This is a genomic window from Rahnella aceris, from assembly GCF_011684115.1.
GTDB lineage: Bacteria > Pseudomonadota > Gammaproteobacteria > Enterobacterales > Enterobacteriaceae > Rahnella > Rahnella aceris.
In genome coordinates this window covers 334,276-360,189 of the sequence record NZ_JAADJV010000001.1, presented here as the reverse complement: position 1 = coordinate 360,189, position 25,914 = coordinate 334,276, and the positions used below count along the sequence as shown (strand labels likewise).

Annotated in this window: 24 protein-coding genes; 4 read left to right on the top strand and 20 right to left on the bottom strand. The window is 53.9% G+C overall.

Annotated features, from left to right (window positions below; genetic code table 11):
- Positions 1 to 21: 21 nt before the first annotated feature.
- The 15 genes from hisP to GW591_RS01725 form a co-directional block, all read right to left on the bottom strand.
- On the bottom strand, positions 22 to 795 hold the full coding sequence (gene hisP / locus GW591_RS01795; protein ID WP_013574567.1) for a histidine ABC transporter ATP-binding protein HisP: 774 nt from the start codon (positions 793 to 795) through the stop codon (positions 22 to 24).
- A 27-nt stretch (positions 796 to 822) separates the two neighbouring features.
- Positions 823 to 1,536, bottom strand: a complete 714-nt coding sequence (locus GW591_RS01790) for an ABC transporter permease (RefSeq protein WP_013574566.1) — start codon at positions 1,534 to 1,536, stop codon at positions 823 to 825.
- The gene (locus GW591_RS01785) at positions 1,533 to 2,219 is read right to left on the bottom strand and encodes a histidine ABC transporter permease HisQ (RefSeq protein ID WP_013574565.1); all 687 of its coding nucleotides are present in this window, start codon (positions 2,217 to 2,219) and stop codon (positions 1,533 to 1,535) included. Before GW591_RS01785 ends, GW591_RS01790 begins: the two co-directional genes overlap by 4 nt.
- Positions 2,220 to 2,325: 106 nt before the next feature.
- The gene (argT, locus tag GW591_RS01780) at positions 2,326 to 3,108 is read right to left on the bottom strand and encodes a lysine/arginine/ornithine ABC transporter substrate-binding protein ArgT (protein ID WP_166860012.1); all 783 of its coding nucleotides are present in this window, start codon (positions 3,106 to 3,108) and stop codon (positions 2,326 to 2,328) included.
- A gap of 322 nt (positions 3,109 to 3,430) precedes the next feature.
- Positions 3,431 to 4,003, bottom strand: coding sequence for a UbiX family flavin prenyltransferase (locus GW591_RS01775; protein WP_166860010.1), 573 nt, complete (start codon positions 4,001 to 4,003; stop codon positions 3,431 to 3,433).
- A 130-nt stretch (positions 4,004 to 4,133) separates the two neighbouring features.
- On the bottom strand, positions 4,134 to 5,651 hold the full coding sequence (gene purF / locus GW591_RS01770) for an amidophosphoribosyltransferase (RefSeq protein WP_013574562.1): 1,518 nt from the start codon (positions 5,649 to 5,651) through the stop codon (positions 4,134 to 4,136).
- A gap of 30 nt (positions 5,652 to 5,681) precedes the next feature.
- On the bottom strand, positions 5,682 to 6,173 hold the full coding sequence (gene cvpA / locus GW591_RS01765) for a colicin V production protein (RefSeq protein ID WP_013574561.1): 492 nt from the start codon (positions 6,171 to 6,173) through the stop codon (positions 5,682 to 5,684).
- A 347-nt stretch (positions 6,174 to 6,520) separates the two neighbouring features.
- Positions 6,521 to 7,333: a cell division protein DedD gene (gene dedD / locus GW591_RS01760; protein WP_166860008.1), complete on the bottom strand. Its 813-nt coding sequence runs from the start codon at positions 7,331 to 7,333 to the stop codon at positions 6,521 to 6,523.
- Positions 7,323 to 8,609 carry a bifunctional tetrahydrofolate synthase/dihydrofolate synthase gene (gene folC, locus GW591_RS01755; RefSeq protein ID WP_166860006.1) on the bottom strand — a complete coding sequence of 429 codons (1,287 nt, stop codon included), beginning with the start codon at positions 8,607 to 8,609 and terminating at the stop codon, positions 7,323 to 7,325. Before folC ends, dedD begins: the two co-directional genes overlap by 11 nt.
- Positions 8,610 to 8,797: 188 nt before the next feature.
- Entirely contained in the window at positions 8,798 to 9,712 is a 915-nt protein-coding gene (accD, locus tag GW591_RS01750; RefSeq protein ID WP_013574558.1) for an acetyl-CoA carboxylase, carboxyltransferase subunit beta, read from the bottom strand.
- A 262-nt stretch (positions 9,713 to 9,974) separates the two neighbouring features.
- Positions 9,975 to 10,643 carry a DedA family protein gene (locus GW591_RS01745; protein WP_013574557.1) on the bottom strand — a complete coding sequence of 223 codons (669 nt, stop codon included), beginning with the start codon at positions 10,641 to 10,643 and terminating at the stop codon, positions 9,975 to 9,977.
- A gap of 59 nt (positions 10,644 to 10,702) precedes the next feature.
- On the bottom strand, positions 10,703 to 11,533 hold the full coding sequence (gene truA, locus GW591_RS01740) for a tRNA pseudouridine(38-40) synthase TruA (RefSeq protein ID WP_013574556.1): 831 nt from the start codon (positions 11,531 to 11,533) through the stop codon (positions 10,703 to 10,705).
- Between the two features lie 2 nt (positions 11,534 to 11,535).
- Positions 11,536 to 12,546 (bottom strand): aspartate-semialdehyde dehydrogenase, encoded by a 1,011-nt coding sequence (locus tag GW591_RS01735; RefSeq protein ID WP_013574555.1) that lies wholly within the window; start codon positions 12,544 to 12,546, stop codon positions 11,536 to 11,538.
- Between the two features lie 111 nt (positions 12,547 to 12,657).
- Positions 12,658 to 13,791 (bottom strand): 4-phosphoerythronate dehydrogenase PdxB, encoded by a 1,134-nt coding sequence (gene pdxB, locus GW591_RS01730; RefSeq protein WP_112151215.1) that lies wholly within the window; start codon positions 13,789 to 13,791, stop codon positions 12,658 to 12,660.
- A gap of 100 nt (positions 13,792 to 13,891) precedes the next feature.
- Positions 13,892 to 14,683: an AraC family transcriptional regulator gene (locus tag GW591_RS01725; RefSeq protein ID WP_037036224.1), complete on the bottom strand. Its 792-nt coding sequence runs from the start codon at positions 14,681 to 14,683 to the stop codon at positions 13,892 to 13,894.
- Between the two features lie 128 nt (positions 14,684 to 14,811).
- Here GW591_RS01725 and GW591_RS01720 point away from each other — a divergent pair, with 128 nt between their 5' ends.
- Positions 14,812 to 15,708 carry a DMT family transporter gene (locus GW591_RS01720; RefSeq protein WP_134705595.1) on the top strand — a complete coding sequence of 299 codons (897 nt, stop codon included), beginning with the start codon at positions 14,812 to 14,814 and terminating at the stop codon, positions 15,706 to 15,708.
- Positions 15,709 to 15,962: 254 nt separating this feature from the next.
- The gene (flk, locus tag GW591_RS01715) at positions 15,963 to 17,012 is read left to right on the top strand and encodes a flagella biosynthesis regulator Flk (protein WP_166860003.1); all 1,050 of its coding nucleotides are present in this window, start codon (positions 15,963 to 15,965) and stop codon (positions 17,010 to 17,012) included.
- An 18-nt stretch (positions 17,013 to 17,030) separates the two neighbouring features.
- Here flk and GW591_RS01710 read toward each other — a convergent pair whose 3' ends face one another.
- Positions 17,031 to 17,483: a rhodanese-like domain-containing protein gene (locus GW591_RS01710; protein ID WP_013574550.1), complete on the bottom strand. Its 453-nt coding sequence runs from the start codon at positions 17,481 to 17,483 to the stop codon at positions 17,031 to 17,033.
- A gap of 100 nt (positions 17,484 to 17,583) precedes the next feature.
- On the opposite strand from GW591_RS01710, the gene pdxR reads away from it, so the two are divergent.
- A complete protein-coding gene (pdxR, locus tag GW591_RS01705) occupies positions 17,584 to 19,071 on the top strand; it encodes a MocR-like pyridoxine biosynthesis transcription factor PdxR (protein ID WP_225444879.1) in 1,488 nt (495 codons plus the stop codon).
- Here the strand turns inward: pdxR and GW591_RS01700 are convergent.
- The 4 genes from GW591_RS01700 to fabB form a co-directional block, all read right to left on the bottom strand.
- Positions 19,064 to 20,191 carry an SLC13 family permease gene (locus GW591_RS01700; RefSeq protein WP_166859999.1) on the bottom strand — a complete coding sequence of 376 codons (1,128 nt, stop codon included), beginning with the start codon at positions 20,189 to 20,191 and terminating at the stop codon, positions 19,064 to 19,066. The genes pdxR and GW591_RS01700 overlap by 8 nt on opposite strands.
- A gap of 17 nt (positions 20,192 to 20,208) precedes the next feature.
- Positions 20,209 to 21,681, bottom strand: coding sequence for a PepSY-associated TM helix domain-containing protein (locus GW591_RS01695; protein ID WP_166859997.1), 1,473 nt, complete (start codon positions 21,679 to 21,681; stop codon positions 20,209 to 20,211).
- 85 nt (positions 21,682 to 21,766) lie between these two features.
- Positions 21,767 to 22,252, bottom strand: coding sequence for a DUF2946 domain-containing protein (locus tag GW591_RS01690; protein ID WP_013574546.1), 486 nt, complete (start codon positions 22,250 to 22,252; stop codon positions 21,767 to 21,769).
- A gap of 231 nt (positions 22,253 to 22,483) precedes the next feature.
- Positions 22,484 to 23,704 carry a beta-ketoacyl-ACP synthase I gene (fabB, locus tag GW591_RS01685; protein WP_013574545.1) on the bottom strand — a complete coding sequence of 407 codons (1,221 nt, stop codon included), beginning with the start codon at positions 23,702 to 23,704 and terminating at the stop codon, positions 22,484 to 22,486.
- A 169-nt stretch (positions 23,705 to 23,873) separates the two neighbouring features.
- Between fabB and mnmC the strand changes: the two genes are divergently transcribed.
- Positions 23,874 to 25,904, top strand: a complete 2,031-nt coding sequence (gene mnmC / locus GW591_RS01680) for a bifunctional tRNA (5-methylaminomethyl-2-thiouridine)(34)-methyltransferase MnmD/FAD-dependent 5-carboxymethylaminomethyl-2-thiouridine(34) oxidoreductase MnmC (protein WP_166859994.1) — start codon at positions 23,874 to 23,876, stop codon at positions 25,902 to 25,904.
- Positions 25,905 to 25,914: the final 10 nt, after the last annotated feature.

Here is a 25,914-nt window from a genome sequence, read left to right as displayed (position 1 = left end):
CGAAGGGGGAGGGAGTTTTTGTTACTTCAATGCACCTGACAGGAACTGTTGCAGACGGGCGCTTTTCGGATTGCCAAAGACTTCAGCAGGATCGCCCTGCTCTTCAATCACACCCTGATGCAGGAAGATGACATGGCTGGAGACATGACGGGCAAACTCCATCTCATGCGTTACCACCACCATGGTTTTTCCCTCTTCCGCCAGCTTTTGCATGATACGCAGCACCTCGCCGACCAGTTCAGGATCCAGCGCGGAAGTCGGCTCATCAAACAGCAGCACTTCCGGTTCCATCGCCAGCGCGCGGGCAATAGACACACGCTGTTGCTGACCGCCTGACAAGTTCACCGGATATTTACCTTGTGCACGGGCGTCGATGCCCACTTTATCGAGGTATTTCACCGCACGTTCACGTGCTTCGGCTTTGCTCAGCCCCAGCACCTGCACCGGCGCTTCCATGACGTTTTCCAGCACCGTCATGTGGCTCCACAGGTTGAAATGCTGGAACACCATCGTCAGTTTGGTACGCAGCAGTTGCAGTTGCTTCTTATCAAACACTTTCAGCTGACCGTCGGTGTCGCGCACCATGCGGATATCCTGATTATTAACGCTGATCGAGCCTTCGCTTGGTTTCTCGAGGAAGTTAATGCAGCGCAGGAAGGTACTTTTTCCGGAACCTGATGAACCGATAATACTGATCACATCACCCGCATTGGCCGACAACGAAACACCTTTCAGCACTTCGTGGTCGCCATAGCGCTTGTGGAGATCGAGAACCGCTAATTTGTTTTCTGGCATAAAGTTATTCCGCAAAAATAATTCTTATTAATGAGCTTGGGGCTTTACGTGAGCCAGCCAGCGTTTTTCCGCCTTGCGGAACAGCCCGATCAGGACAAAAGAAACACAAAGATAAATCACTGCTGCAATCCCGAAAGCATAAAACGGCTGATACGTCGCCGAGTTGATGTCGCGGGCGATTTTCAGCACGTCCGGTACCGTGGCGGTAAATGCCAGCGCGGTGGAGTGCAACATCAGAATGACTTCATTACTGTAAGCAGGCAGCGCCGTACGTAATGCCGACGGCAAAATAATGCAGGTGTACAGTTTAAAGCGTGAGAAACCGTAGGCATTGGCCGCTTCGATTTCGCCGTGCGGTACTGCGCGGATAGCACCGGCAAAAATCTCGGTGGTGTAGGCACAGGTGTTGAGCGTCAGCGCCAGAATCGTACAGTTAAGCCCGCTGCGGAAGAAGGCATTGAGGAAGTCGGTACCACGCACGATTTCCAGGCTGTACATCCCCGAATAAAACACCAGCAACTGAACATACAGCGGCGTTCCGCGGAAAATATAGGTGTACAGCCAGATCGGATAACGCAGGAATTTGTTAGAAGACACGCGCCCCACCGCCATCGGCACCGCCAGTAATCCGCCTATCACCACGGAGCTGATCAGTAACCACAAGGTGATCGCCAGACCGGTAAAACGGTAGCCATCGCTGTAGAGCAGAGACATACCGTACTGTTGTAAAATTTCGATCATAGATCAGCCCTCTTCACACCCAGCGAATAACGGCGATCAAGCCATACCAGCACGCCGTTCGACAGCGTGGTGAAAATCAGATAAACCACTCCCGCCACAATCGCAAAATAGAACGGCTGATAAGTGCCTTTCCCGGCCAGTTGCGTGGCTTTGACCACATCATTCAGACCCAGCAATGACACCAGCGCGGTGGCTTTGAGAATAACCTGCCAGTTGTTGGCAATACCCGGCAGTGCAAAGCGCATCATGGCCGGAAATAAAATTCGTCGGAAAATCTGTGAACCGCTGAACCCGAAAGCCGTCGCAGCTTCGATTTGTCCACGCGGGACCGCCATAAACGCACCACGGAACGTCTCAGTGAAATAAGCCCCGTAGATAAAGCCCAGCGTGATAATACCGGCGCTCATCGGATCGATATCAATTTGCGTCAATCCCAGTGATTCGGTGACGCTGTTAAGCGCAATCTGCAACCCGTAGAAAATCAATAACATTAATACCAGATCAGGTACGCCGCGAATAAGCGTGGTGTAGCAACCAAAAAAACCAGACACGATCCGGTTCTTTGACAGTTTCCCGCCCGCGCCGATTAACCCTATCACCAGCGCCAGAATGACTGACGAAATCGCCAGCTCCAGTGTCACTAACGTGCCCTGGATAATTACCTGGGAATACCCATACAGCATGGTTTTTTCCTGTCTTTAGTGGATCCCTGCGCAGACAAAAAGACGGCCAGCGTCAGAACCGCAGGGAGCGGCACACCGCCCCCTTTGGCACATCTCACGACGCGTATCAGCCGCCGTAAACATCAAAGTCGAAGTATTTTTTCGCCAGTTTGTCGTAAGTCCCGTCTTTACGCATGCTGTCAAATGCCTTATTCAGTGCGTCTTTCAGGTCAGTATCCGTCTTACGCAGACCCATGCCGGTGCCCACGCCGAAGAATTTATCGTCTTTAACTGACGGGCCAGCAAACGCGTAATCTTTACCTGCAGCCTGTTTCAGGAAGCCTTCGCTGCCTGCCACTTCATCCTGGAATGCCGCGTCAAGACGACCGGAAGCCAGATCCGCATAAATCAGATCCTGGTTCTGGTAAGCGACTACGTTGATGCCTTTTGGCTGCCACATCGCGTTGGCATAAGCTTCCTGAGTGGAACCCTGCAGAACGCCGACATTTTTACCTTTCAGCGCATCCAGAGTAGGCAGAACTTTAGAACCTTTAGGCGCGATCAGACGGGCGTTAGCGGCGTAAAGTTTCTCTGTGAAATCAATTTCCTGCTGGCGTTTTTCAGTGATGGATAATGAGGAAATAATCGCATCAATCTTTTTCGCTTTCAGGGACGGGATCAGCGCATCAAAATCACTTTCAACGTAAGTGCATTTAATGGCTGCACGTTTGCACATCTCGTTGGCCAGGTCGATATCAAAACCAACCAGCTTGCCGCTGGAGTCTTTTGATTCAAATGGGGCGTAAGTCGGATCAGTACCGATATTAATTGCTTTAGGCACGGCAGCAAATGCACTACCTGCACTGGCTAAGACCATAACCAGCGGGAGAACCTTGAACAACTTTTTCATACATTAGCCTCAGTGATTATTCATCTGTTGTGGTTGTGTGTGCGTGAATGAACGTCTTTTTATAGTTTGCTGAACGATGCAAATGGCTTTTTGCCAGATTTTCTCATGCACTTTTCGTGCCGTTTCTCCGCATCGCGACTTTCCGCAGCGAGAGAGTGAAAACCGGTCAAAAAAGCATCGGGATAATGAAAGTTTTCAAAGGTCTGAGGGAAGGATAGCTGAAGGGAGGTTTAACACTGCACCCCAATGAATCAAATTGTGATCATTGTTGGTGCAATGTAACTGAAGTGCGCGAAATGAGTGCGTATTGGGACGTGAAAGTTTAACGACTGCCCTGCCATCGAACAAATAAGTCTTCCGGCAGTTCGATATCAAACTGATCAATCACCCGGTTTACCGTCTGATCGATGATATCTTCCACCGAGGCCGGACGATGATAAAACGCCGGAACCGGCGGCATAATGACAGCACCCAGTTCAGCGGCCTGGGTCATCAGCCGTAAATGGCCGAGATGCAGCGGCGTTTCACGCACACACAACACCAGACGGCGGCGCTCTTTCAACACCACGTCGGCTGCACGGGTCAGCAAACCGTCGGTGTAACTGTTTACGATGCCGGAAAGCGTTTTGATCGAGCAGGGCAAAATCACCATTCCGGCAGTTTTAAAAGAACCGGAAGAAATGCTGGCCGCGATATCGCGGGAATCATGCACCACATCGGCCAGCGCATGAACGTCGCGTAGTGTGAGATCGGTTTCCAGTGTCATCGTCTGGCGGGCCGCATTGCTCATCACCAGATGTGTTTCGATATCAGGTACGCTCTGCAATACCTGCAAGAGCCTGACACCATAGATTGCGCCGCTGGCGCCGGAAATACCGACGATAAGTCGTTTCATGAACACTGCCTTAGAAAAATGAACCCGGACCCGGTGGTGCCAATACTGACATAAATTCAGGCATAAAAAAACGCGCCCGCCTGGTGTTCACCGGAGGGGCGCGTTTATGCGGATGTCAGCAACCGGCTAATCAGCCTTCGTTGTGCATCTCAAGGTTTTCAGCTTCCTGCTGGCCACGCAACGCCTGAGCGTCGTCATTGCGCAGGGCTTCGAGGTATTCCAGATAGTTCTGGTCAACGTCTTTGGTGACGTAAACACCATCGAAAACTGAACATTCGAATTTCTCGATATCCATATTGTCTTCTTTCACTGCGGCGATCAGGTCGCTCAGATCCTGGAAGATCAAGGCATCAGCACCAATTATCTGGTTGATTTCACTGACTTCACGGCCATGGGCAATCAGCTCGTTCGCGCTTGGCATATCGATACCGTACACGTTCGGGAAACGAATTTCCGGCGCCGCAGACGCCAGATAAACACGTCGTGCTCCGGCTTCACGCGCCATCTCAACAATCTGTTGAGAGGTGGTGCCACGCACGATGGAGTCATCCACCAGCAACACGTTTTTATCACGGAATTCAGCGCGGTTAGCATTCAGTTTACGGCGTACAGATTTACGGCGTTCCTGCTGGCCCGGCATGATAAAGGTACGGCCGACATAGCGGTTTTTCACAAATCCCTGACGGTACGGTTTATCCAGGATGCGGGCGATTTCCAGCGCGATATCGCAGGAGGTTTCCGGGATCGGGATCACCACGTCAATATCCAGGTCTTCCCATTCACGGGCAATTTTCGCGCCCAGCTTTTCACCCATACGAACACGGGCGCTGTAGACGGAAATTTTATCGATGAAGGAATCCGGACGCGCGAAATACACGTATTCGAACAGGCACGGATTGTACTGCGGGTTCTCGGCACACATACGGGTGAACAACTGACCTTTTTCGGTGATATACACCGCTTCACCCGGCGCAACGTCGCGCAGGAACTCAAAGCCCAGCGTATCGAGTGCCACACTCTCAGAAGCCACCATGTACTCATTACGGCCATCTTCCAGCGTACGTTTACCGATAACCAGCGGACGGATACCGTGCGGGTCACGGAACGCCAGCATGCCATGACCGATAATCATCGCCACACACGCGTAGGCACCACGGATTTTCAGATTCACTGCGGCAACCGCAGCAAAAATGTTGTCAGCTTCCAGCGGGTAATGCTGGAAACGATCCAGTTCACTCGCCAGGATATTGAGCAGAATCTCAGAATCGGACGTGGTGTTCACATGACGGCGCTGGCCTTCGAACAGGTTGCTGCGCAATTCGTGAGCATTGGTCAGGTTGCCGTTATGGGCAAGGGTAATGCCGAACGGAGAGTTGACGTAAAAGGGTTGAGCTTCTGAAGCGCTGGAACTGCCAGCCGTTGGGTAGCGCACATGGCCGATACCCATGTTGCCCTGTAAGCGTTGCATATGGCGGGCTTCGAAAACATCCTTCACCAGGCCATTCGCTTTACGTAAACGGAAGTTATTATTCGCGTCGATGGTGGTGATGCCTGCGGCATCCTGACCACGGTGTTGTAACACCGTTAACGCGTCATAAATCGACTGGTTTACCGGCATGAAACCGGCGATACCGACAATACCGCACATGTTGTCTTTTCCTCTTCAGCGCTGCCAAAACTAAATATGTTTTGGCAAGAAACTCGACGTGCTCTGCAGGTAGTCAAAGAACCACCTGATGATATAACTGAACTGTGGGATCAACTGGGATTGTTTCCAGTCTTCACTTTGCGAAAAACCGGTAAAAGTATCGAGGAAGAACAGCATCGCGGAGACAATTAACACCCCGCGCAGTGCGCCGAAGCACACACCTAACACCCTGTCAGTGCCGGACAACCCGGTTCTTTCAACCAGTGAACCAATCACATAGTTGACAATTGCACCTACGATCAACGTCGCGATGAACAAGATGGCAATTGCGATCCCGTTTCGAACTAACTCATCTTCGAAACGTGTGAAGTAGATGGCGAGGTAAGGGTAATAATGGCTGGCAACAAAAAAGGCGCAAGCCCAGGTTACCAGCGATAAAGCCTCACGAACAAAGCCACGGATCAAACTGACTAAAGCAGAAAATCCGATAACCGCAATAATGACGTAATCAATCCAGACCATTAACTATTCCAGTGTCTAATCCAGTCACATCTGCCCCGGCATCCAGTTCGCGGCGAATTCTAACAGAAAAAGAAAACGTTTGCGTAGGGGAAATCAGCCGGTCAGACAAATTAATAATAGCGATTAAAAAAACCTTAATCGCAGCATAAACCTATAAAAATCCAACCAGAGGATCTTATAGAAAAAGGGCACAAATCGCTTGTGCCCTCCGTGGTATTTTTTATGTTTTAACGACTCCCTCCCCTGCGAAGGGGAGGGTTGGGGTGGGGTATTAATGGCAACGTTGAATCTGGCGTTGCCCGCTAAACCCCCTCCCCGCCTCCCCCTTCGCAGGGGGAGGAGCAAAGTCAGTGTGCGGAGTAAGCGCGAACCTGCCCACCCAATCCGCTCAGCTGTTGCAGTTGCGGAAGTGACGCTTCGAGTTTCTGCTTCGAGGCATCCGGGCCGACGTACAGGCGCGTGATCTGCCCCTGTACCGGTGTTGCAGGCACTGTGTAAGCACGGAAACCAGACAACCGCAGATTCGCCACAATCTCATTGGCTTTGGCGGCATTTTTCAATGCGCCAAGCTGCACCACATAAGACTGCCCTGTCGGCGCTTTTTCTGCCGGCGCAGCCTTCGGCTGTTCAACCGGTTTTGGCTGTTCAGCAACGGCCTTCGGTTGTTCAACCGGTTTTGGCTGTTCAGCAACGGCCTTCGGTTGTTCAACCGGTTTTGGCTGTTCGACCGGCTTCGGTTTCACCGTTGGCTTCGCTTCCACCATCGGTTTCGGTTCGATCACTTTGGGTTTTTGAGGAGCAGGCTGCACCGTTTTTTTCTGCTCAGGCAGTGTGGTGACCGGCGGCGCTTCTATCGTGGTATTACCCGGCGCCACATTGCCATGATTGGCGGCGTTGGTGTTATTGGCAGGACTTGTATCGTCCTGTTCACCATTCATCATCTGATCGGCACCTTCCGGCGGCTGAGCAGGCAAAGATTGCGTGACCGGTGGCACCGAGTCCTGTTCCTCAACATCACCCGGTTTTGGCACCAATGGAATAGACGCAAATTCGTCTTCGTAATGCTTTTTCTTGCCGTCGAGTAAACCAGGCAAAATGATGACACCCAGTGCCACCAGAATGACCGTCCCGACCAGACGATTTTGAAACTTACTTGCCACTGGTTTTCCCCGTGTCTATAGCATCCATTACGTGAGCTACGGTATGGAACGAGCCGCAGACAATCACAATATCCTGAGGAGCCGCCTCCTGCATAGCCTGTTTCCAGGCAGACTCCACATCATCAAACTGGCGCGCCTGCGGCAGATGGACGGTCAGTTCTTCGACACTGGCTCCGCGCGGGCCTTCCAGCGGCGCGCAATACCATTCATCCACCTGCGGCGACAGGCAAGCCAGCGTACCGGCAATATCTTTGTCTTTCAACATTCCGACGACGGCACGCACTTTGCCACCCTTTCGCGGCTGTTCCGCCAGGCGTCCGGCCAGATACGCTGCCGCATGCGGATTATGCGCGACATCCAGGATCAGCCTTGGCGATTCACTCACCGTCTGGAAACGTCCCGGCAAAGCAGCGCGCTGTAAACCGCTGCGCAACGCGGCTTCAGGGATATCCAGTGTTGAATAATGCAGTGCAGCCAGCGCGGTCGCGGCGTTAGCCAGCGGTACATTCGGCAACGGTAAACCTTCCAGCACGTTAACCTCATTACCTTCTTCCCGCGCTGCCCAGCGCCACTGTCCGGCATCCGCAGAAAAATACCAGTTCACATCGCGGCGGTGTAAATCCGCATGTTTTTCCTGCGCAACCGCAGCAATGGATTGTGGCATATCCGGCTCACCAACCACGGCCGGTTTACCGGCGCGGAAAATACCGGCTTTTTCGCGGCCAATACTTTCGCGGTCAGATCCCAGCCAGTCGGTATGATCCAGCGCAATACTGGTGACGACAGCCACGCTGGCATCGACAATATTAGTCGCATCCAGACGACCGCCCAGCCCGACTTCAAGTATCACCACATCCAGCTTAGCCTGTTTAAACAGCTGCAACGCCGACAATGTGCCGTATTCAAAGTAGGTCAGCGAGAGATCGCCACGGCCAGCCTCCAGCCCCGCAAAAGATTCGCAATGCGCAGATTCCGCTAATTCTTCCCCCTGAATACGGACACGTTCAGTGTAGCGCACCAGATGCGGGGAGCTGTAAACGCCCACACGGTAACCCGCCGCCATCAGGATGGATTCCAGCGTCGCGCAGGTGGTGCCTTTACCATTGGTTCCGGCCACGGTGAAAACCAGCGGCGCTGGCGTCAGTAAGTCGAGTTTGGCGGCAACCGCTTTGACCCGGTCAAGGCCAAGCTCAATAGCCTGAGAGTGGAGATGTTCAAGATAATAAAGCCACGTGGCCAAAGGCGACGTGGCTTGGGGAATAAGTTGATTTTGCATGAGTCCCGTTCAACCTTGTCAGGTTCACTTCGACACTACATCACCAGACTGTGACAGCAGGCAATGCCCTCTTTGTCAGATCACACCAACAGAGTAAAAGCACGGCTGTCTGTTTTGCAGAAAAACAGTGTGGGCGGCACAACACGCGGTGGCCGCCCGAATAACTGACCGGCGTTTACCCTGTTCGATCAGGCATCCTGGTTGTCAGCGGCAGAACCGTTGACAGCAACATGGACGTCAGCCACTTTCGGCTCCGGTTGCCCGGTCAGTTTCGCCAGAACGCTGCCCAGTTTGGCGCGCATTTCCGGACGACGTACGATCATATCAATCGCACCTTTTTCGATCAGGAATTCACTGCGCTGGAAGCCCGGCGGCAGTTTTTCACGAACGGTTTGCTCGATAACACGTGGACCGGCAAAACCGATCAGCGCCTTCGGCTCCGCGACGTTAATGTCACCCAGCATTGCCAGACTGGCAGAAACACCGCCCATCGTAGGGTCAGTCAGTACAGAAATGTATGGCAGGCCACGTTCCTGTAACTTCGCCAGTGCTGCACTGGTTTTCGCCATCTGCATCAGCGACATCAGCGCTTCCTGCATACGGGCGCCGCCACTGGCAGAGAAACAGACCAGCGGGCAGTTATCTTCCAGTGCCTGCTCAACGGCACGCACAAAACGTGCCCCCACGACGGACGCCATTGAACCGCCCATGAAAGCAAATTCAAACGATGCGACCACGATTGGCATGCCAAACAGCGTACCTTTCATGACGACCATGGCGTCTTTTTCGTTGGTTTCTTTTTGTGCTGCAACCAGACGATCTTTGTATTTCTTGGAATCTTTAAACTTCAGAACATCTTTAGGCTCAAGCTCACTGCCTAACTCAATCTCACTGCCCTCGTCCATGAAAGTGGACAGACGCATACGCGCGGTAAGGCGCATATGGTGGTCGCACTTAGGGCACACCATGAGATTGCGCTCAAGCTCGGCGCGGTAAAGGACCTGCCCGCAGCTGTCACATTTAGTCCAGACGCCCTCAGGAATACTTGCCTTACGGGTTTGCGAGTCAGTGCTCTTACTAAGAATTCGTTCAATCCAGCTCATCGATAACCTTTCTGTTTGAACCCGGCCGAAGCCAGTCCGCTGTTCATGCTGTAACAAGTCCCCTGAAACCTACCCAAAATCGCCTGTGTACGGGGTGATAAAAAACCTCACACACCGCGCCACAGAAGGGTTGTTCGCAGGAACAGACCATAAATTGTCGCTCATTAAACCATAACGGCCAGACACTGTGGATAAAAAACTGGTCCTACCCTCAGGTTTAATGCCTTAAATTTTAAAGCGCTTGCGTAAAAAACGTACGGAATTAATCCTGTTGACGCTTTTCTTTGGCCGCTGCGCGTTTGTGCCGCCAGATTTCAATCACACCCGGCAGGATGGAAACCACAATGATTGCCACGATCAGTAATTTCAGATTTTCCTGAACAATCGGCAGATCGCCGAAAAGGTAGCCAGCATAGGTAAATAACAGCACCCAAACCAGTGCACCAATCACGTTATACGCAGCGAAATGGCGGTAAGACATATGCCCCATACCGGCCACAAACGGTGCAAACGTGCGGACGATCGGCACGAAGCGCGCAAGAATAATCGTTTTGCCGCCATGTTTCTCGTAAAACTTATGCGTCTTGTCCAAATAACTGCGACGGAAAATCTTTGAATCAGGATTACTGAACAGACGTTCACCAAATACCCGTCCGATAGTGTAGTTCACCGCATCGCCGAGTATCGCCGCAATCGCCATCAGGAACGCCATCAGATGAACGTTCATGTCGTTGCCCGGCAACGCCGCCAGCGCACCTGCTACGAACAATAATGAGTCACCCGGCAGGAAAGGTGTCACCACCAGACCGGTTTCGCAGAACAAAATCAGGAATAAAATGCCGTAAACCCAGATGCCATACTGCGCAACCAGCTCCGCTAAATGCACATCAATATGCAAAATAAAATCAATGACAAAGTGAATAAAACCCATTTGATTTTCCACCTCTTTCCGGTTTAACAGCCCATTTAAACAATCGCTTGATCCGTTCCTTAATCTTCGAGGAACAGGGGTCCCATATTCACCTGAGGCAGCGCAAATTTCTCAGGGTAATCCACGCAGACCAGATATAACCCTTCAGGCTTGCCCGTAGCTGCCGCAAGATTGCGATCTTTCGCTGCCAGTAGCTCCCCCATCCAGCCAACAGGCTGATTACCGGCACCGATTTCCACCAGGCTACCCACGATGTTGCGCACCATGTGATGAACAAACGCATTAGCCTTGATATCGACCACCACATAGCTGCCGTGACGGCTCACATTCACATGCATCACATAACGCCATGGCGTACGCGACTGGCACTGTGATGCACGAAAAGACGTGAAATCGTTCTCACCCAGCAACGCCTGACCGGCAAGCTGCATTTTTTCGACGTCGAGCGGCATGTGAACATGGGTCACGCCGGCATGCAAAATCGCTGAACGGTAACGGTTGTTATAAATAACGTATCGATACCGGCGGGCGGTGGCGCTGAAACGGGCATGAAAATCCTCGCCCACATTCGCACACCAGCGCACAGCGATATCTTTGGGCAAATGGGTATTCACCCCCATCGTCCATGCCGCGTCTTTGCGCAGCACCGGCGTGTCGAAATGCACCACCTGCCCCGTTGCGCTGACGCCTGCGTCTGTACGCCCGGCGCAAAACACGACGATCGGTGCATTGGCCACACGGCTCAGTGCTTTTTCCAGACACTCCTGCACGCTGGCGACGCCCTGCTGACGCTGCCAGCCAAAATAGGCACTGCCGTCATATTCAATGCCTAACGCCACACGTCCGGCAACCGGTGCGGTGCTGACGTCAGCGATCACTTCATCGGACATAATCAGTACCAGTACTCGTTAATCAGCTTCTCGGCAGTTTCCACCGCCATCAGTGCGCCGCCAAAACGGACGTTGTCAGCCACTGACCAGAATTGCAGTAACTCAGGAATGCCGTAGTCATTACGGATACAACCGATGCTCAGATTGGCATTACCGGACGCATCACTGACCTGCGTCGGGAAATCATCTTCATCGCTCAGATTAATATCATCAATGCGTTCGAGTTCAGCGCGCGCTTCTTCCGCTGACAGCGGACGCAAACCTTCCATATGAACCACCTGCGCGTGACCGTAAAACACCGGCGACTGCACGCAACTGACAGAAATCGGCAGCCCATCGTCCTGCAACACTTTGCGAACCTGATCCACCAGACGGCGTTCCTGACGCACACTGCCCTCTTCATCACTGACCAGCGGTAACAGGTTAAACGCCAGTTGTTTGCTGAAAATGCCTTCTTCTGCCGGAATGCCGTTCAGCAGACGGGCGCTTTGCCCGGCCAGATCGTCAACCGCGGCTTTACCCAGCGCAGAAACGGAAAGCAAAGAAGTGACATGCAGACGCGACAAACCGGCCTGTTCGGTCAGTGGTTTGATGGCGGTCAGCAGTTGGCTGGTCAGGCTGTCGGCCACGGCCACGATATTGCGGTTGCGGTAATGAGACAGTGCGTCAGGGTTCACGCCCGGCACCACCAGAGGAATATCATGTTCAAGAGAGAACAGGCCGCTGCTGTCGATGACCAGACAGCCCTGATTTGCCGCTTCTTCGGCATACAAGGCAGAAGCCTCAGAACCCGCAACAAAGAACGCCAGTTGGACCTGCGACCAGTCGAACTCAGATGCCTGTTGTACGCGAAGACTTTTGCCGTTAAAACGCACGGTCTTACCGGCGCTGCGTTCACTTGCCAGCGGGAAGAGCTCACCAACCGGGAACTGACGATCAGCCAATAATTCCAGTAACGCATCACCGACTGCGCCCGTTGCGCCAAGCAGCGCAATATTCCAGCCATCAGACATGTTGGTATTCTCCAGAAAATAAAAGTACAAAATACAAGGGGCGATGATGATCACCGCCCTGTTTGCAAACGTGTTATCGCACCACTCGCGGCGAAAAAACTTAAGGCCGTTTTAAGCAGTGGCTAACTGGCTGTTAAAGCCCAGTTTTTTCAACACACCGGCGGTCGCCGCATCGTCGCAAATCACCCGTAAAGATGACCACTCACGACGTTCTTCATAGAACTTACGCAGCTTGTCGAATTCGCCCGGTTTTCCGGCGACACGGCGCAAAGGCCGGTCATCGCGGCGCACATCATACACTAAGTGAATAAGACGCAGCAGTTTGGCTTCGCTCAGCGCGCCACTCAGCGTCACTTCGGCAAATTCAGGCGCAGGGAGTAATGATTCCGGCGGCACCGTTTGTGGCTGACCGATAAACTGACTGAATGCTTCGAACACCTGTGTGGTGCCGCGTGCTTTCCCTTCCAGGCTGTAACCGGCGATATGTGCCGTGCCGATAGCAACTTTATCCAGCAACGCTAACGACAAATCAGGTTCCGGTTCCCAGACATCCAGCACAGCCGTCAGTTTTTTGCTGCCATTCAGTGCGTCGAGCAGCGCGGCGTTATCCACCACCTCACCACGACAGGCGTTAATGAGGATCCGGTCAGCGGGCAGACGCGCCAGTAAATCCGCATCCACCAGATGATGTGTGGCATAAGGGCCGGACATATTCAGCGGCGTATGGAACGTCAGGATATCGGCTTCAGCGACCAGCTTCTCAAGCGGCCAGAATTCACCGGCATCACCCCGATCGGCTCGCGGCGGATCGCACAATAACGTGCGTACACCCAGCGCTTCAAGGCGGGTATTCAGACGTGAACCGACGTTACCGACACCAATGATCCCGACCGTTTTATCGCGCAGATGGAAACCGTCGCGCTGAGCAAGGATCAGCAAGGATGAGAAAACATATTCCACCACGGCAATGGCATTACAGCCGGGCGCGGCCGAGAAACCAATCCCTGCGCTGGCAAGCCATGCATCATCAACGTGATCGGTGCCCGCCGTGGCGGTACCCACAAATTTCACCGGTTTTCCCGCCAGCAAACTTTCGTTCACTTTGGTCACAGACCGCACCATCAACGCATCGGCATCATTCAGGGCATCTTGCGGGATAGGACGGCCAGGTACGGCCTGCACGTTCCCCAACCGGCTAAAAAGCTCGACGGCATACGGCATATTTTCATCAACCAGGATTTTCACGTTTGTCTCCGGCAGCATGGCCTAAAGAAAGAATAGAAAATAAAGAGGGCATTGATTTTGCCACGATACCGGGCCAGATCCCAACTTTCAGGGCACAGGTTTACCTGTCGTTACGAAAACGCTGCGGCGTGGTGCCGGAAACCTGCTGGAACATGGCGATAAATGCCGAAGACGAGCTGTAGCCCAGATCAAGCGCGACTTCCTGCACCGTTTTCCCCTGCTCCAGCAATGAGACCGAATGCAGGAAACGCAACCGCTGACGCCATTGGGCAAAACTCATCCCCAGTTCCTGCTGGCAACGCCGCGACAATGTTCGTTCGGTGGTATACACCTGCTTCGCCCATTGCGCCAGCGACGTATTATCCGCCGGGTTTTTCTCCAGTGCGCTCAGAACGGGGGCCAGTAATTTATTTTCCGATGTGGGTAAATAAGTGTTCTGACGGGGTGCCAGACTGATTTGATCCAATAAAACGCGGCACATACGCAGATCCGTTTCACTCTGCGGCTCGGTCATATTCCGTGAGAAACAGTCATCAGCAATGGCGTTAAAAATGGCCGTCGGCGTCAGCAGGCAAGGCCCGGCGGGCAGATGGGTATCCAGCTCAGGCGCGATATCAATGACGCAAAAACGCGTGGTTTTACGGTTATAGCTTGAATGCTCAACCCCTGCGGGCACCCAGATAGCGAATTCACGCGGGGCCAGATAACGCTGTCCGGCCACGCGCATGGCAAGAACGCCGGATTTCACGCAGATAATCTGGCTCCACGGATGTGAATGCTCAACATACTCAGAATTTCCCTCCACAATTTCCCCGCGAAAAAGCAGGGTCACCGGCATCTTTTCCGGTAACGGCGGGTAATATCGGGGCAAAGAACTACGGGGCGCGGGCATAAATACCTTTTGTCTGTGAGCAACACGAGGATTGTCTGAATTACGCGATCAGTTGTCTGATTATCGTTATATATAACAAATAAGACAACCGTACACTGACGTGACGATTTACTCAGGAATAATATTCAATGAATGTGCTCTTTCCCCTGCTCGCCGTCCTGATCTGGTCGCTGAATGCTGTTGTCAGCAAAGCCTCGGCCAGCGCGATTGATCCTGCCGCCATTTCGTTCTACCGCTGGCTTCTGGCATTGCTGACGCTGACGCCTTTCGTTCTGCCCGGCATGCTGCGCAACCTTCAGGTGGTGAAACAATACGGGTGGAAACTGCTGATCCTCGGCCTGTTGGGCATGGTGCTGTATCAGAGTCTGGCTTACTACGCCGCACACAGCGTCAGCGCACTGTTTATGGGTATCCTGAATTCACTCATCCCGCTGCTGACCGTGCTGATTGGCCTGTTTGTGCTCAGTGTGGTCCCGACAGTAGGTGTGGCGCTGGGCAGTATTATTTCCCTCGGCGGTTTAGTCTGGCTGGTCAGTGCCGGGGATCCGGCGCAGTTGCTGCAACACGGCATCGGCACGGGCGAACTGATGATGTTTGCGGCTTCGGCCTCCTACGCGCTGTATGGCGTGCTCACCAAACGCTGGGCGATCCCGCTGCCGAACTGGCAGTCGTTGTATGTGCAGATCATTTTCGGCGTTTTATTGTTGCTGCCCAACTTCCTGCTCGCGAAGGATGTCAGCCTGACGGCACATAATATTCCGCTGGTGCTTTTCGCCGGGATCCCGGCGTCAATCATTGCGCCGTTTTTGTGGATCCAGGGTGTGATCCGTTTGGGTGCCAATAAAGCGTCGATTTTCATGAATCTGTCGCCGATTTTCACTGCGGTCATCGCCGTACTGTTTCTGCACGAACAGTTGCACAGCTACCATCTGATTGGCGGAGGTATCACGCTTGCCGGGGTCATTCTGGCACAGCGTTTGCGAAAGCCGCTGTTCACCCGTAGCGCGTCCGCGGAACAAAAATAAATTCTCTCAATCGTATGCCATCCTCACTGAAGAGGGTGGTGCCTTCCCTCCACTTTCTGCTTTCGTGCCCCGCCAGACGTTTTTAGCGGCTGTTTTAGGAAACAATATCCTGAAGAATCTTTCTCAGCCTGCTATTCACTGTGTCGATTAAAACACTTTGCAGGTATGATGAGGCGCTTCCGCGCTCTGCGCCGTGCTTTTTACTTATCATTGAGTTTAAGCGACGTTTTAAATTTCCAGCGAAGGACGGTGATATGCAACCTTTGAGCGGCCCGGGCATGCCGGTTGGCGACAACAGAACACAACCCCAGGGTCAGACCGTTCCGGCTAAAGCAGGTACTGAGCTGCCATTAACGCCGGTACAGCGCACCACGCTGGAAAAACTGATCGTCAAACTGATGGCACTGACGCCAATCAAATCTGCTGAGATCTGGGCCAATTTGCGCCACGATCTTGCGTTGCCTCACGGTGCAGAAATCACCTCGCAGCAATTCCCGCAGGCCGAAGCGCTGTTGCAGGGAAAACTCTCGCAGGCGCAGGACAGCCATGCCTCGCGCCAGCTGATGCTGCAACTGACTGAGCTGCTGCCACAGGGTAATAACCGGCAGGCGGTGAGCGATTTTATCCGCCAGAATTTCGGTCATACCGTGCTGAGTCAGCTGACGCATCCGCAGTTGCAACAGGTGCTGGATCTGATCCAGACCCGTCAGATGAATATCCCGCAGCCCCAGCAGACGCCGGTCACCGATCGTCCGTTGCTGCCTGCCGAACACAACAGCCTGCAACAGCTTGTCACCCGCCTCAGTGCAGCCACTGGCGAAGCCCCGGTGAAAGTCTGGCAGGAACTGTTTACGCTGGTTGGCGTGAAAGTGGGCGAACCTATACCGGCGAAGCATTTTCAGGTGCTCAGCCAGTTTATGCAGGTGAAAGCGTCACTGAGCCAGCAGACCACCGCACCAACGCTGACCACATTGCTGAGCGTGCTCAAGCAACCGGCCAGCACCCATGAAATTCATCAGCTAACGGAATACGCCGAAAACCGTTTCACTGCGACGCTTTCCACGCCGCTGACGCAGGTTCAGGTCAGTGATCTGATTGGTGTGCTGTTCAGCCAGCGGGTTGACCGTTCTCCACGCGCCGATGATACAGACGATACATTCACCACCGTGACACGGACCGATCCTCAACCGATCATGAATCCGTTTATCGCGATGTTGCCGCCGTCCATGCAGGCGATAGGCGGCAAGCCGCTGTTGTTTATCGCGTTCGTGGTGGTCGTACTGCTGTTGTGGTTGCTGTTTTAATCCTGCAATAACGCCCTATCAACAACCGCAATCTGGCGGCATTTGTTCCCGTGAATACTGTCCGCGTTCTTCACCTGGCGTAACCGGGTGCTGATCGCGGATCCAGAAATCCAGCCCGCCAATCATTTCCTTTACCCTGAATCCAAGTTTCGCCAGTTTATACGCGCCCTGCGTTGAACCGTTGCAGCCGATTCCGTCGCAATACGTCACGTACACCACGTCTTTGCTAAGTTCGCGGGTGCTTTCTGCTGTCATCAGTTTATGCGGAAAACTGACCGCGCCCGGCACATGGCCGCGTGCATAATGTTCAGCAGAACGGGTATCAATAACCACAATTGCGCTCACACCGTTTTGTAAATCCGCCGCGACATCGGCGGCATCAGTATAAAAACTCAGTTTCGACAACAAATACGCAGCACTGATTTCAGGTGACGGTGGTGCGAATCCCAAAACATAAGACTCTTGTTGCATAAACGCTTCCTCATTAAGTGATATGGCTGAAAACAGTTCCATCATCGCTGTTTTTGGTCTTATGATTAATGCCAATTTCAAGCCGATGATAAGACCCATTATGCCAGCACTGTCTCAGCCCTCTGCACTGATTACGCTTTTCGAAAACACAGCGACCAACGGTTCAGGCGCTGCGGCAGGTTTGCGTGACCGGCTGTGTGCTGCGTTGCGGCAGGCCATCAATTCCGGCGCGCTGGCTGGCGGAGAACGCTTGCCCTCTTCCCGCATTCTGGCCTGTGATCTGAAACTCTCACGGGTGACCGTGGAAGCCGCCTACGCGCAGGCAGAAGCGGAGGGTTATCTTCAGCGCCATACCGGCAAAGGCACCTTTGTCAGCCAGTCACTGCCCCGCGCTCCGTCCTCCCGAAACAGTAAAGTCATCCCACCGGGATTGGCGGGATTGTCAGCGCGCGGAGAGAAAATTGTCGCCACCGGCGGTTGTCGTGATCCGCAATCGCCCGTCGCCTTTGCAGCCGGTTCGCCTGATCTGCGCGCCTTCCCGCTGAAAATCTGGAAGCAAATTACCGCCAGACAACTGCGGACTCAGGGCGAACGTCTGCTGGGATATGGCGACCCGCAAGGGTATTTGCCGTTGCGCGAGGTGCTGGCCAGCTATCTTCAGCAGTCACGCGGGGTCATTTGCAGCGCTGAACACATCCTGATCACCACCAGTTCTCAGCAGGCATTACAACTGCTGGCGATGCTGCTGATTGATCCGGCGGATAGGGTTTGGGTTGAGCAGCCGGGATATCCGGGCGCCCGCAACGCGTTTGCCAGTGCCGGAGCCGACATTTGCGCCATTGCGGTGGATGAGCAGGGAATGGCGCCGGAAGCTGATTCACCCGTGCCACGCCTTATGTACCTGACACCATCACACCATTACCCGACCGGTGTCAGCCTGAGTTTGTCACGCCGTTTACACCTGCTCGAATACGCGAAACGTCACAACAGCTGGATCATCGAAGATGATTATGACAGCGAACTGCATTACGACGGGCGACCGCTTCCGGCCATGCAGGGGCTGGATAAACATCAGCGGGTTATTTATGTGGGGACGTTCTCGAAAGTTTTATTTCCGTCTTTGCGGCTGGCCTATGCCGTATTACCGCCTGCGCTGGTGGCGCCAATGGTGATGATGCGCACCGTGAATGACGGCCATTCTTCGCAACTGATGCAGGCCATCACGGCGGAATTTATGCAGGCCGGGCATTTCGCTTCACATCTGCGCTTGTCACGTCAGCTTTACCATAGCCGCCGTGATCATCTGCTGGCGCAAATTAAGCAAAAGATTGAATGGCTGACACCTCAGGTGGCAGCCGGAGGGCTACAGCTCGCTGCCCGTCTGCCTGCCGGGCGGGAACCGCATTTCAGCGCCCTTGCCGCACAGGCTGGCGTTGAGACGCCACGGCTTTCACCTTTGTTTACCGCCAGCGCCGGTGTAGTGACACAACATCAGGACGGCTGGCTGCTCGGGTTCTCAGCATTAACCCCCGCTGAAATCACCGCCGCCGTGAACCGTCTGGCTTCGCTGCAGGTGCCTGTCATTTAATAAACAGCGTCAGCAATAGCCAGCCCGTGATCACGCTGAACAGCAGGAACGGGAAAGAGTAATAGTGAAACTGCAGCCAGATCTTTTTATCATTCGCCATGCGTAACGCGATGAGATTGGCCAGTGAGCCTATCGCCAGCCCGAAACCGCCGGCATTGACGGCATAAGCCAGCAGCGGCCCGGAAGGTAAATAGTTGATCATCAGGATCGTCGCAGGCACATTGCTGATCACCTGAGAAAGCCCGATGCTCAGCAGATAATGTCCGTAATCTGGCAAGCTATGAATGTGGGTAAACGCAGGCTGCAGGGCATTCAACCCGACCAGTAAACGCACATCGATAAACATCACGATAAACACCAGGATCAGCGGCCAGTCGATACGCAGCAGAACATTCCGCGCCAGCAATAAAAAGCACAGGATCACCGCCAGCAACCCATACAACGCCAGCCCCAGATCGACACAGGCAATAAACACCACGTAAAGGACGACGCAGCTTACCAGCAGACGCTTGCGGAAAGGGTATCCCTGATTGTTCTCAATCTTTTTCAGGCTATGCGACGGAAAACAAAACCAGGTCACCAGCAATAATGCAGCCAGGGTTATCAGCGCCAGCGGTGTCATCTGCCCGATAAAATGCAGGAACGACTGACCGGATTTATTCCATAGCAGGATATTTTGCGGATTACCGATCGGCGTAAGCAGCGAACCGGCATTCACCGCCAGCGCTTCAAATATAATCAGCCGCGTCACCGGCAACGACGTCAGTTTCTTCAGCGTGATCGTCAGCGGAATCACGATGAACAGTGCGACGTCATTGGTCATAAACGTGGACAGCAGCGCCGCCGCAGTGACCAGAAACAGCGCCAGCCGCCGCTCATTGTCGATGGCGTTAATCATCTTACGGCCAACAAAATCAAAATAACCGCTGACCTCAACGCCCTTGGTCAGCATCAGCAAACCCAGCAAAGTGACGATCGTGTCCCAGTCCACAAACTGCGGGAACCGGCTGATTTTCTCCGGCTGGAACAGGGTCAGAATGACGCCAAGCAGGATTAACAGATGCAAAAATCTGTCACGTAAAAAAGGCTTCAATACAGAGCCAGATGCCGCCATCAACATGTTTTTTTCTTCTCTGATCAGAATGCGCTGACGTTACCCGAAGAATTTCGCCGCTGCCAGCGGATAACATCGATCAGCATAAAAATAAGTAAACTCGCGCCCATCACGGGTAATGAAATTGCCAGACCGAGCGTGATCACCAAAATCGGGCATTGCAGGCTGAACGGCACCGACTTCCAGGTTTGCAGCAGAGTAACAACCGGATGACTACCGTCATTGCTGACAGTTCTTCGCAGCCACCACAGGCGATATCCCCAGGCAATCATCACGCAAAGTCCGACACCAAAAATCACCAGGATGGCCTGATTCCAGACGCCGAACAGAATCCCCATATGTGCATCCACGCCCCAGCGGGTGAGTTTGGCGAGCAACGGGAAATCAGCAAAACGCACGTGATCGACAATCTGCATTGAACGGGGATCGACGGACACCGCATCCACCTGCGTCGGCCAGCGGCGATCAACTTCCGTCACCGTCCAGGCTTTCTCCGCACTATACGTTGGACGGATTTCAATCTTGTTCGCCGCAATGCCAGACTCACGCGCCGCCTGTACCACTGCATCAAAAGTCTGTGCAGAAACAGCGACGGCTTGCGGCACAGCAGGCATTTTATGCGCAGACATATCCATTCCCGGCATATCAGGCATGTCTGCCATCTGCGCATGATGTTCCGCATGTTCATCCGCAGGTGCAGCGACCGCCTGCGGATCCAGACTGGTTTTCACGGCAGGCGTCATCCAGCCCATATACGCGCGCAGCACACCGATATTGTCACCCGCCCATTGCGACCACGTCAGGCCGGTAGCGGAGAAGAACAGTAAGCCAGCCAGTAAACACAGGCCGAGCGAGCTGTGCCAGCGGCGGCTGTGCTGCTGTTTTTCCGCTTTCCCGCTGACCTTACGCAACTGGCGGGGTTGACGGCGGCCAGTGAACCAGAGCACGACGCCGCCCAATGCCGCTACCCACAACCAGGAGGCGGCAAGTTCGCTGTAAATACGCCCCGCATCACCGAGTAGTAAGCCGCGATGTAAATCATCCAGCCAGGTGCGGAACGGCAAAATGCCGCTGGTGCCGTACACCGTCATGTCCCCTTTCACCGCCAGCGTCACCGGATCGATGAAAATCGCCCGGCTTTTGGAGGCGCCCAGTTGCGGATCAGAAAACATGACCCGGGTGGTCTCACCGGCAGACGGAGCCGGTCTGACCGCATAAATCTGTCTATCCTGGCCGGTTACGTTTAGCGCCGCATCAATCTGTCGCGAAAGCGGCTGCGGTTCACCGTGTGAGGAGGTGAAGAGCGCATCAGAATAGAGATAATTTTCGAACTGAGGGGTCAGCACATACAACGTACCGGTGAGTGCCGCGACAAAAATAAACGGTCCGACGAACAGGCCAATGTAAAAATGCACACGGCGCAGCAACGCCAGAAAGGCCGCTTGTGCAGGCATTTTTTTACCCGCGCTGGCAGGCAGGTTTGCAGGTTGATTCATAAATCTGATTTCCTGAATTTCAAATAGCACGCCGTCAACAGCGATAACAATCGCAGTTAACTTGAAAAAATTGATTCAGAGGCAGTTACAGAAAAACAGGCGGTGCGCGGGGTTGGGAATCCGTGAAAAACAGAGAAGGGATAAGACGTTGTATAACAGCGCGCGGAGGGGCACGGCTGGAAAAATCCAGCGACCACAGCATCGGCATGGCCTGTAAATCGAGCATCGGTAAATGCACCAGCAGCACGCAATAACCGCAGGCAGCATCGCTCATTTCACCGGAAAGCATCGCTTTCACCGCATCCTGCGGCGCTGATTTACAGGTTTGCTTCTGACAATGTTCCATCGATGAGGCGTGATGGCCTGACATATTCATGTCAGCCATATCTGCATCCGGCATATCCATGTCCATATCGGACATCACCATGCCGGACATCATCATATGCTGCGCACCCTCAGCCACCAGCGATTTAGAAATCACCGGCGCAATAAACAACATCAGGATCGCCACTATCCCGAGCCAGGCCGGAACATGCAGATGTCGATGATGGATGTGTCTGAGTGAGAGCATTATGTCAACAAGGTGAAAATAAGAAGCGGCGAAATTGTACCTGAATTATTGATAAACATATCCAAAATCATTCGAGTTGCATCAAGGCGGCGAGAGAATGAATCCTCAGGAGCTTACAAAAGTAAGTGACTGAGGTGAATGAACGAAGCCAACGCAGAGGCAACCCGAAGGATGATGGATGTAAAAAAGCCCGCTCGGAAGCAGGCTTTTATTGACTGACTTAGCGACAGATTATTTGTCGTTTTTCAGCTTACGCATGACCAGCGTGGCATTGGTGCCACCGAAGCCGAAGCTGTTGGACATCACAGTCGTCAGCTCGCGCTGAGTGGGTTTAGTGATGATGTCCATGCCTTCGGCCTGCTCATCGAGATTCTCGATGTTGATGCTTGGCGCGATGAAGCCGTATTCAGCCATCAGCAAGGTATAGATCGCTTCCTGAACGCCTGCGGCACCCAGCGAGTGACCGGTCATGGCTTTGGTAGAAGACAGTGCCGGGGTTTTATCGCCGAACACTTCACGGATAGCGCCCAGTTCTTTCACGTCGCCGACCGGGGTAGAAGTCCCGTGCACGTTCACGTAGTCGATTGGGGTATCCACGCCGTTCATTGCCATTTTCATGCAACGCACTGCGCCTTCACCAGATGGAGCCACCATATCTGCACCGTCAGACGTTGCGCCGTAGCCAACGATTTCTGCGTAAATGTGTGCGCCACGTGCCAGAGCGTGTTCCAGCTCTTCGACAACAACCATACCGCCGCCGCCTGCGATAACGAAACCGTCACGCGCTTTGTCGTAGGTACGGGAAGCTTTGTCTGGAGTTTCGTTGTAGCTGGTGGACAGTGCGCCCATCGCGTCGAATTCGCACGCCATTTCCCAGCACAGCTCTTCACCGCCACCGGCAAACACCACGTCCTGTTTGCCCAGCTGAATCATTTCTACCGCGTTACCGATGCAGTGTGCAGAGGTGGCACAGGCAGAACTGATGGAATAGTTAACACCACGAATTTTGAATGGGGTCGCAAGGCAGGCTGACACGCCGGAAGCCATCGCTTTGGTCACCATGTAAGGGCCAACGCCGCGCAGGCCTTTGGCACGCATACCGTCGGAGCCCGCAACCTGATTGCGCGGAGAACCGCCGCCGGAACCTGCAATCAGGCCGGTACGTTCGTTGGAAACCATTTCAGGGGTCAGACCAGAGTCTTCAATCGCCTGTTGCATGGAAAGGTAAGCGTAGATCGAGGCATCACTCATGAAACGCACAATCTTACGATCGATGAGGCCTGCGGTGTCTAATTTGACATCACCCCAGACGTGACTACGCATCCCGGCATCTTTCAGCTCTTGCGAGAAGGTGATCCCAGAGCGACCTTCCTGCAGAGATGCAAGAACTTCCTGCTTGTTGTTACCGATGCTCGAGATGATACCCAGGCCAGTAATCACTGCACGTTTCATTTAATACCTCTTGTACTATTCACCATTTGGGATTTCGTCACGCACTCTAGCGTACAGTTGTACGCCGAACAAGTCCGATCAGCAATTCCTTGTGTAAATCGTGGTAAATTTGCGCGGGTGCAAACGCAGCGTTAAACTCCGGCATCGCCTTGAACTGAGAGAGTTTCACGTGAGCCATAACCCGATCACACCCGCTGAATTAAGCTGGAACGAACAGGGTACACCTGTTTCCCGACATTTTGATGACGTCTATTTTTCCAATCAGAACGGCCTGCTGGAAACGCGTCATGTTTTTCTCAATGGCAATCATTTTCCGGCGCGTTTTGCCGCTCACCCCCGCCAGTTGTGCATCATCGCCGAGACCGGTTTTGGCACCGGACTGAACTTTCTGTCGCTGTGGCAAGCCTTCGATGCGTTCCGCGAGGCGCACGCCGACGCTGTGCTGCAACGCCTGCATTTCATCAGCTACGAGAAATTCCCGCTGTCTGCCCATGATCTGGCGACAGCGCACACACAATGGCCCGAACTCGCCGCGTATTCCGCGCAGCTTTGCGAACAATGGCCGATGCCCTTTTCCGGCTGTCACCGGCTGCTGCTGGCGGACGGGCGCATCACGCTTGATCTGTGGTTCGGCGATGTGACTACCCTGCTTCCGGCATGTGACACCAGTATGAATCAGCAGGTCGACGCCTGGTTTCTCGACGGATTTGCACCTTCCAAAAACCCGGACATGTGGACGGAGGCGTTATTCCGTTCTATGGCGAAAATGACCCGCCCGCAGGGTACATTCGCCACTTTCACCGTGGCCGGTTTTGTCCGCCGCGGATTGCAGGACGCAGGTTTTGACATCAGCAAGGTGCCGGGATTCGGCGAAAAGCGGCATATGTTAGCCGGTGTGCTGCCGGCAAAAATTGATGTACCTCATCCCGCACCGTGGTATGTGCGCCCGGCGGCGAAAAATGCCACTGAATTCGCCCTTCTCGGCGGCGGCGTCGCCAGCGCCGTATTGTCGCTGGCGTTACTTCGCCGTGGCTTTGCGGTCACGCTGTATTGCGCCGATGAAAAACCGGCGCTCGGCGCTTCAGGTAACCGCCAGGGCGCGGTTTATCCGTTGCTCAATGGCCGCGGCGACACACTGGAAAACTTCTTTGCGCATGCCTTCACCTTCGCCCGCCGCCAGTATGCGCAGCTTGAAAAGCGGGATGTGCCTTTCGATCACGGCTGGAGTGGCGTCACGCAACTGGGTTATGACGAAAAAAGTCAGGGCAAAATTGACGGCATTCTCACAGGCGGCTGGCCGGAAGCACTGGCGAAAGGGCTGAGTGAAGAAGATGTGGAAGCGTTGTGCGGATTGCCATGCGGCAGCGGCGGCGTGACGTATCCGCTCGGCGCGTGGCTGTGTCCGGCAGAACTGACGGCTTCGCTGATTGCGCTGGCCGAAACGCAGGGCTTAACGGTGCATTATCGCCAGCGCGCGACCGCATTAAATTTTGACGCAGATTCGCAGTGGGCGCTGACCTTTGCCGATGGCCATGTTGCCCGTCATCAGGCGGTAGTCCTGGCGAACGGTGCGGACATTACAGATTTCAGCCAGACCGAAAAACTGCCGGTTTACGCGGTCAGCGGTCAGGTTTCGCATATTCCGACCACACCGGCGCTGAGCAAGCTTAAACAGGTACTGTGTTACGACGGCTATATGACGCCGGTCAGCCCGCAGAATCAGCATCATTGTATTGGCGCAAGCTATCACCGCGCCGACAAATGCACGGATTACCGTGAAGACGATCAGCAGGAAAACCGCCAGCGTTTACTCAGCTGTTTGCCGGATCAGCAATGGCCGCATGACGTGGATGTGAGTGAAGGCGAAGCGCGAAACGGCGTGCGTTGCGCGACACGGGATCATCTGCCGATGATCGGCTCGGTGTCAGATTACGACGCATTGCTGGAAAGCTATAAAAAACTGGATCTGGATATTCAGCGTCATCGCCCGGTTGCAGAAGCGCCGGTGTATGAAAATCTGTTTCTGTTTGGCGCGCTCGGCTCACGCGGTCTGAGTTCCGCGCCGCTGGGGGCGGAAATTCTGGCGGCGCAGATTGCCGGTGAACCGCTGCCGCTCGACAGTGACACGCTGGCAGCACTGAACCCGAACCGGATGTGGGTCAGAAAACTGCTGAAAGGCCGCCCGGTCGAATCGCATTAACCAGCCCCTT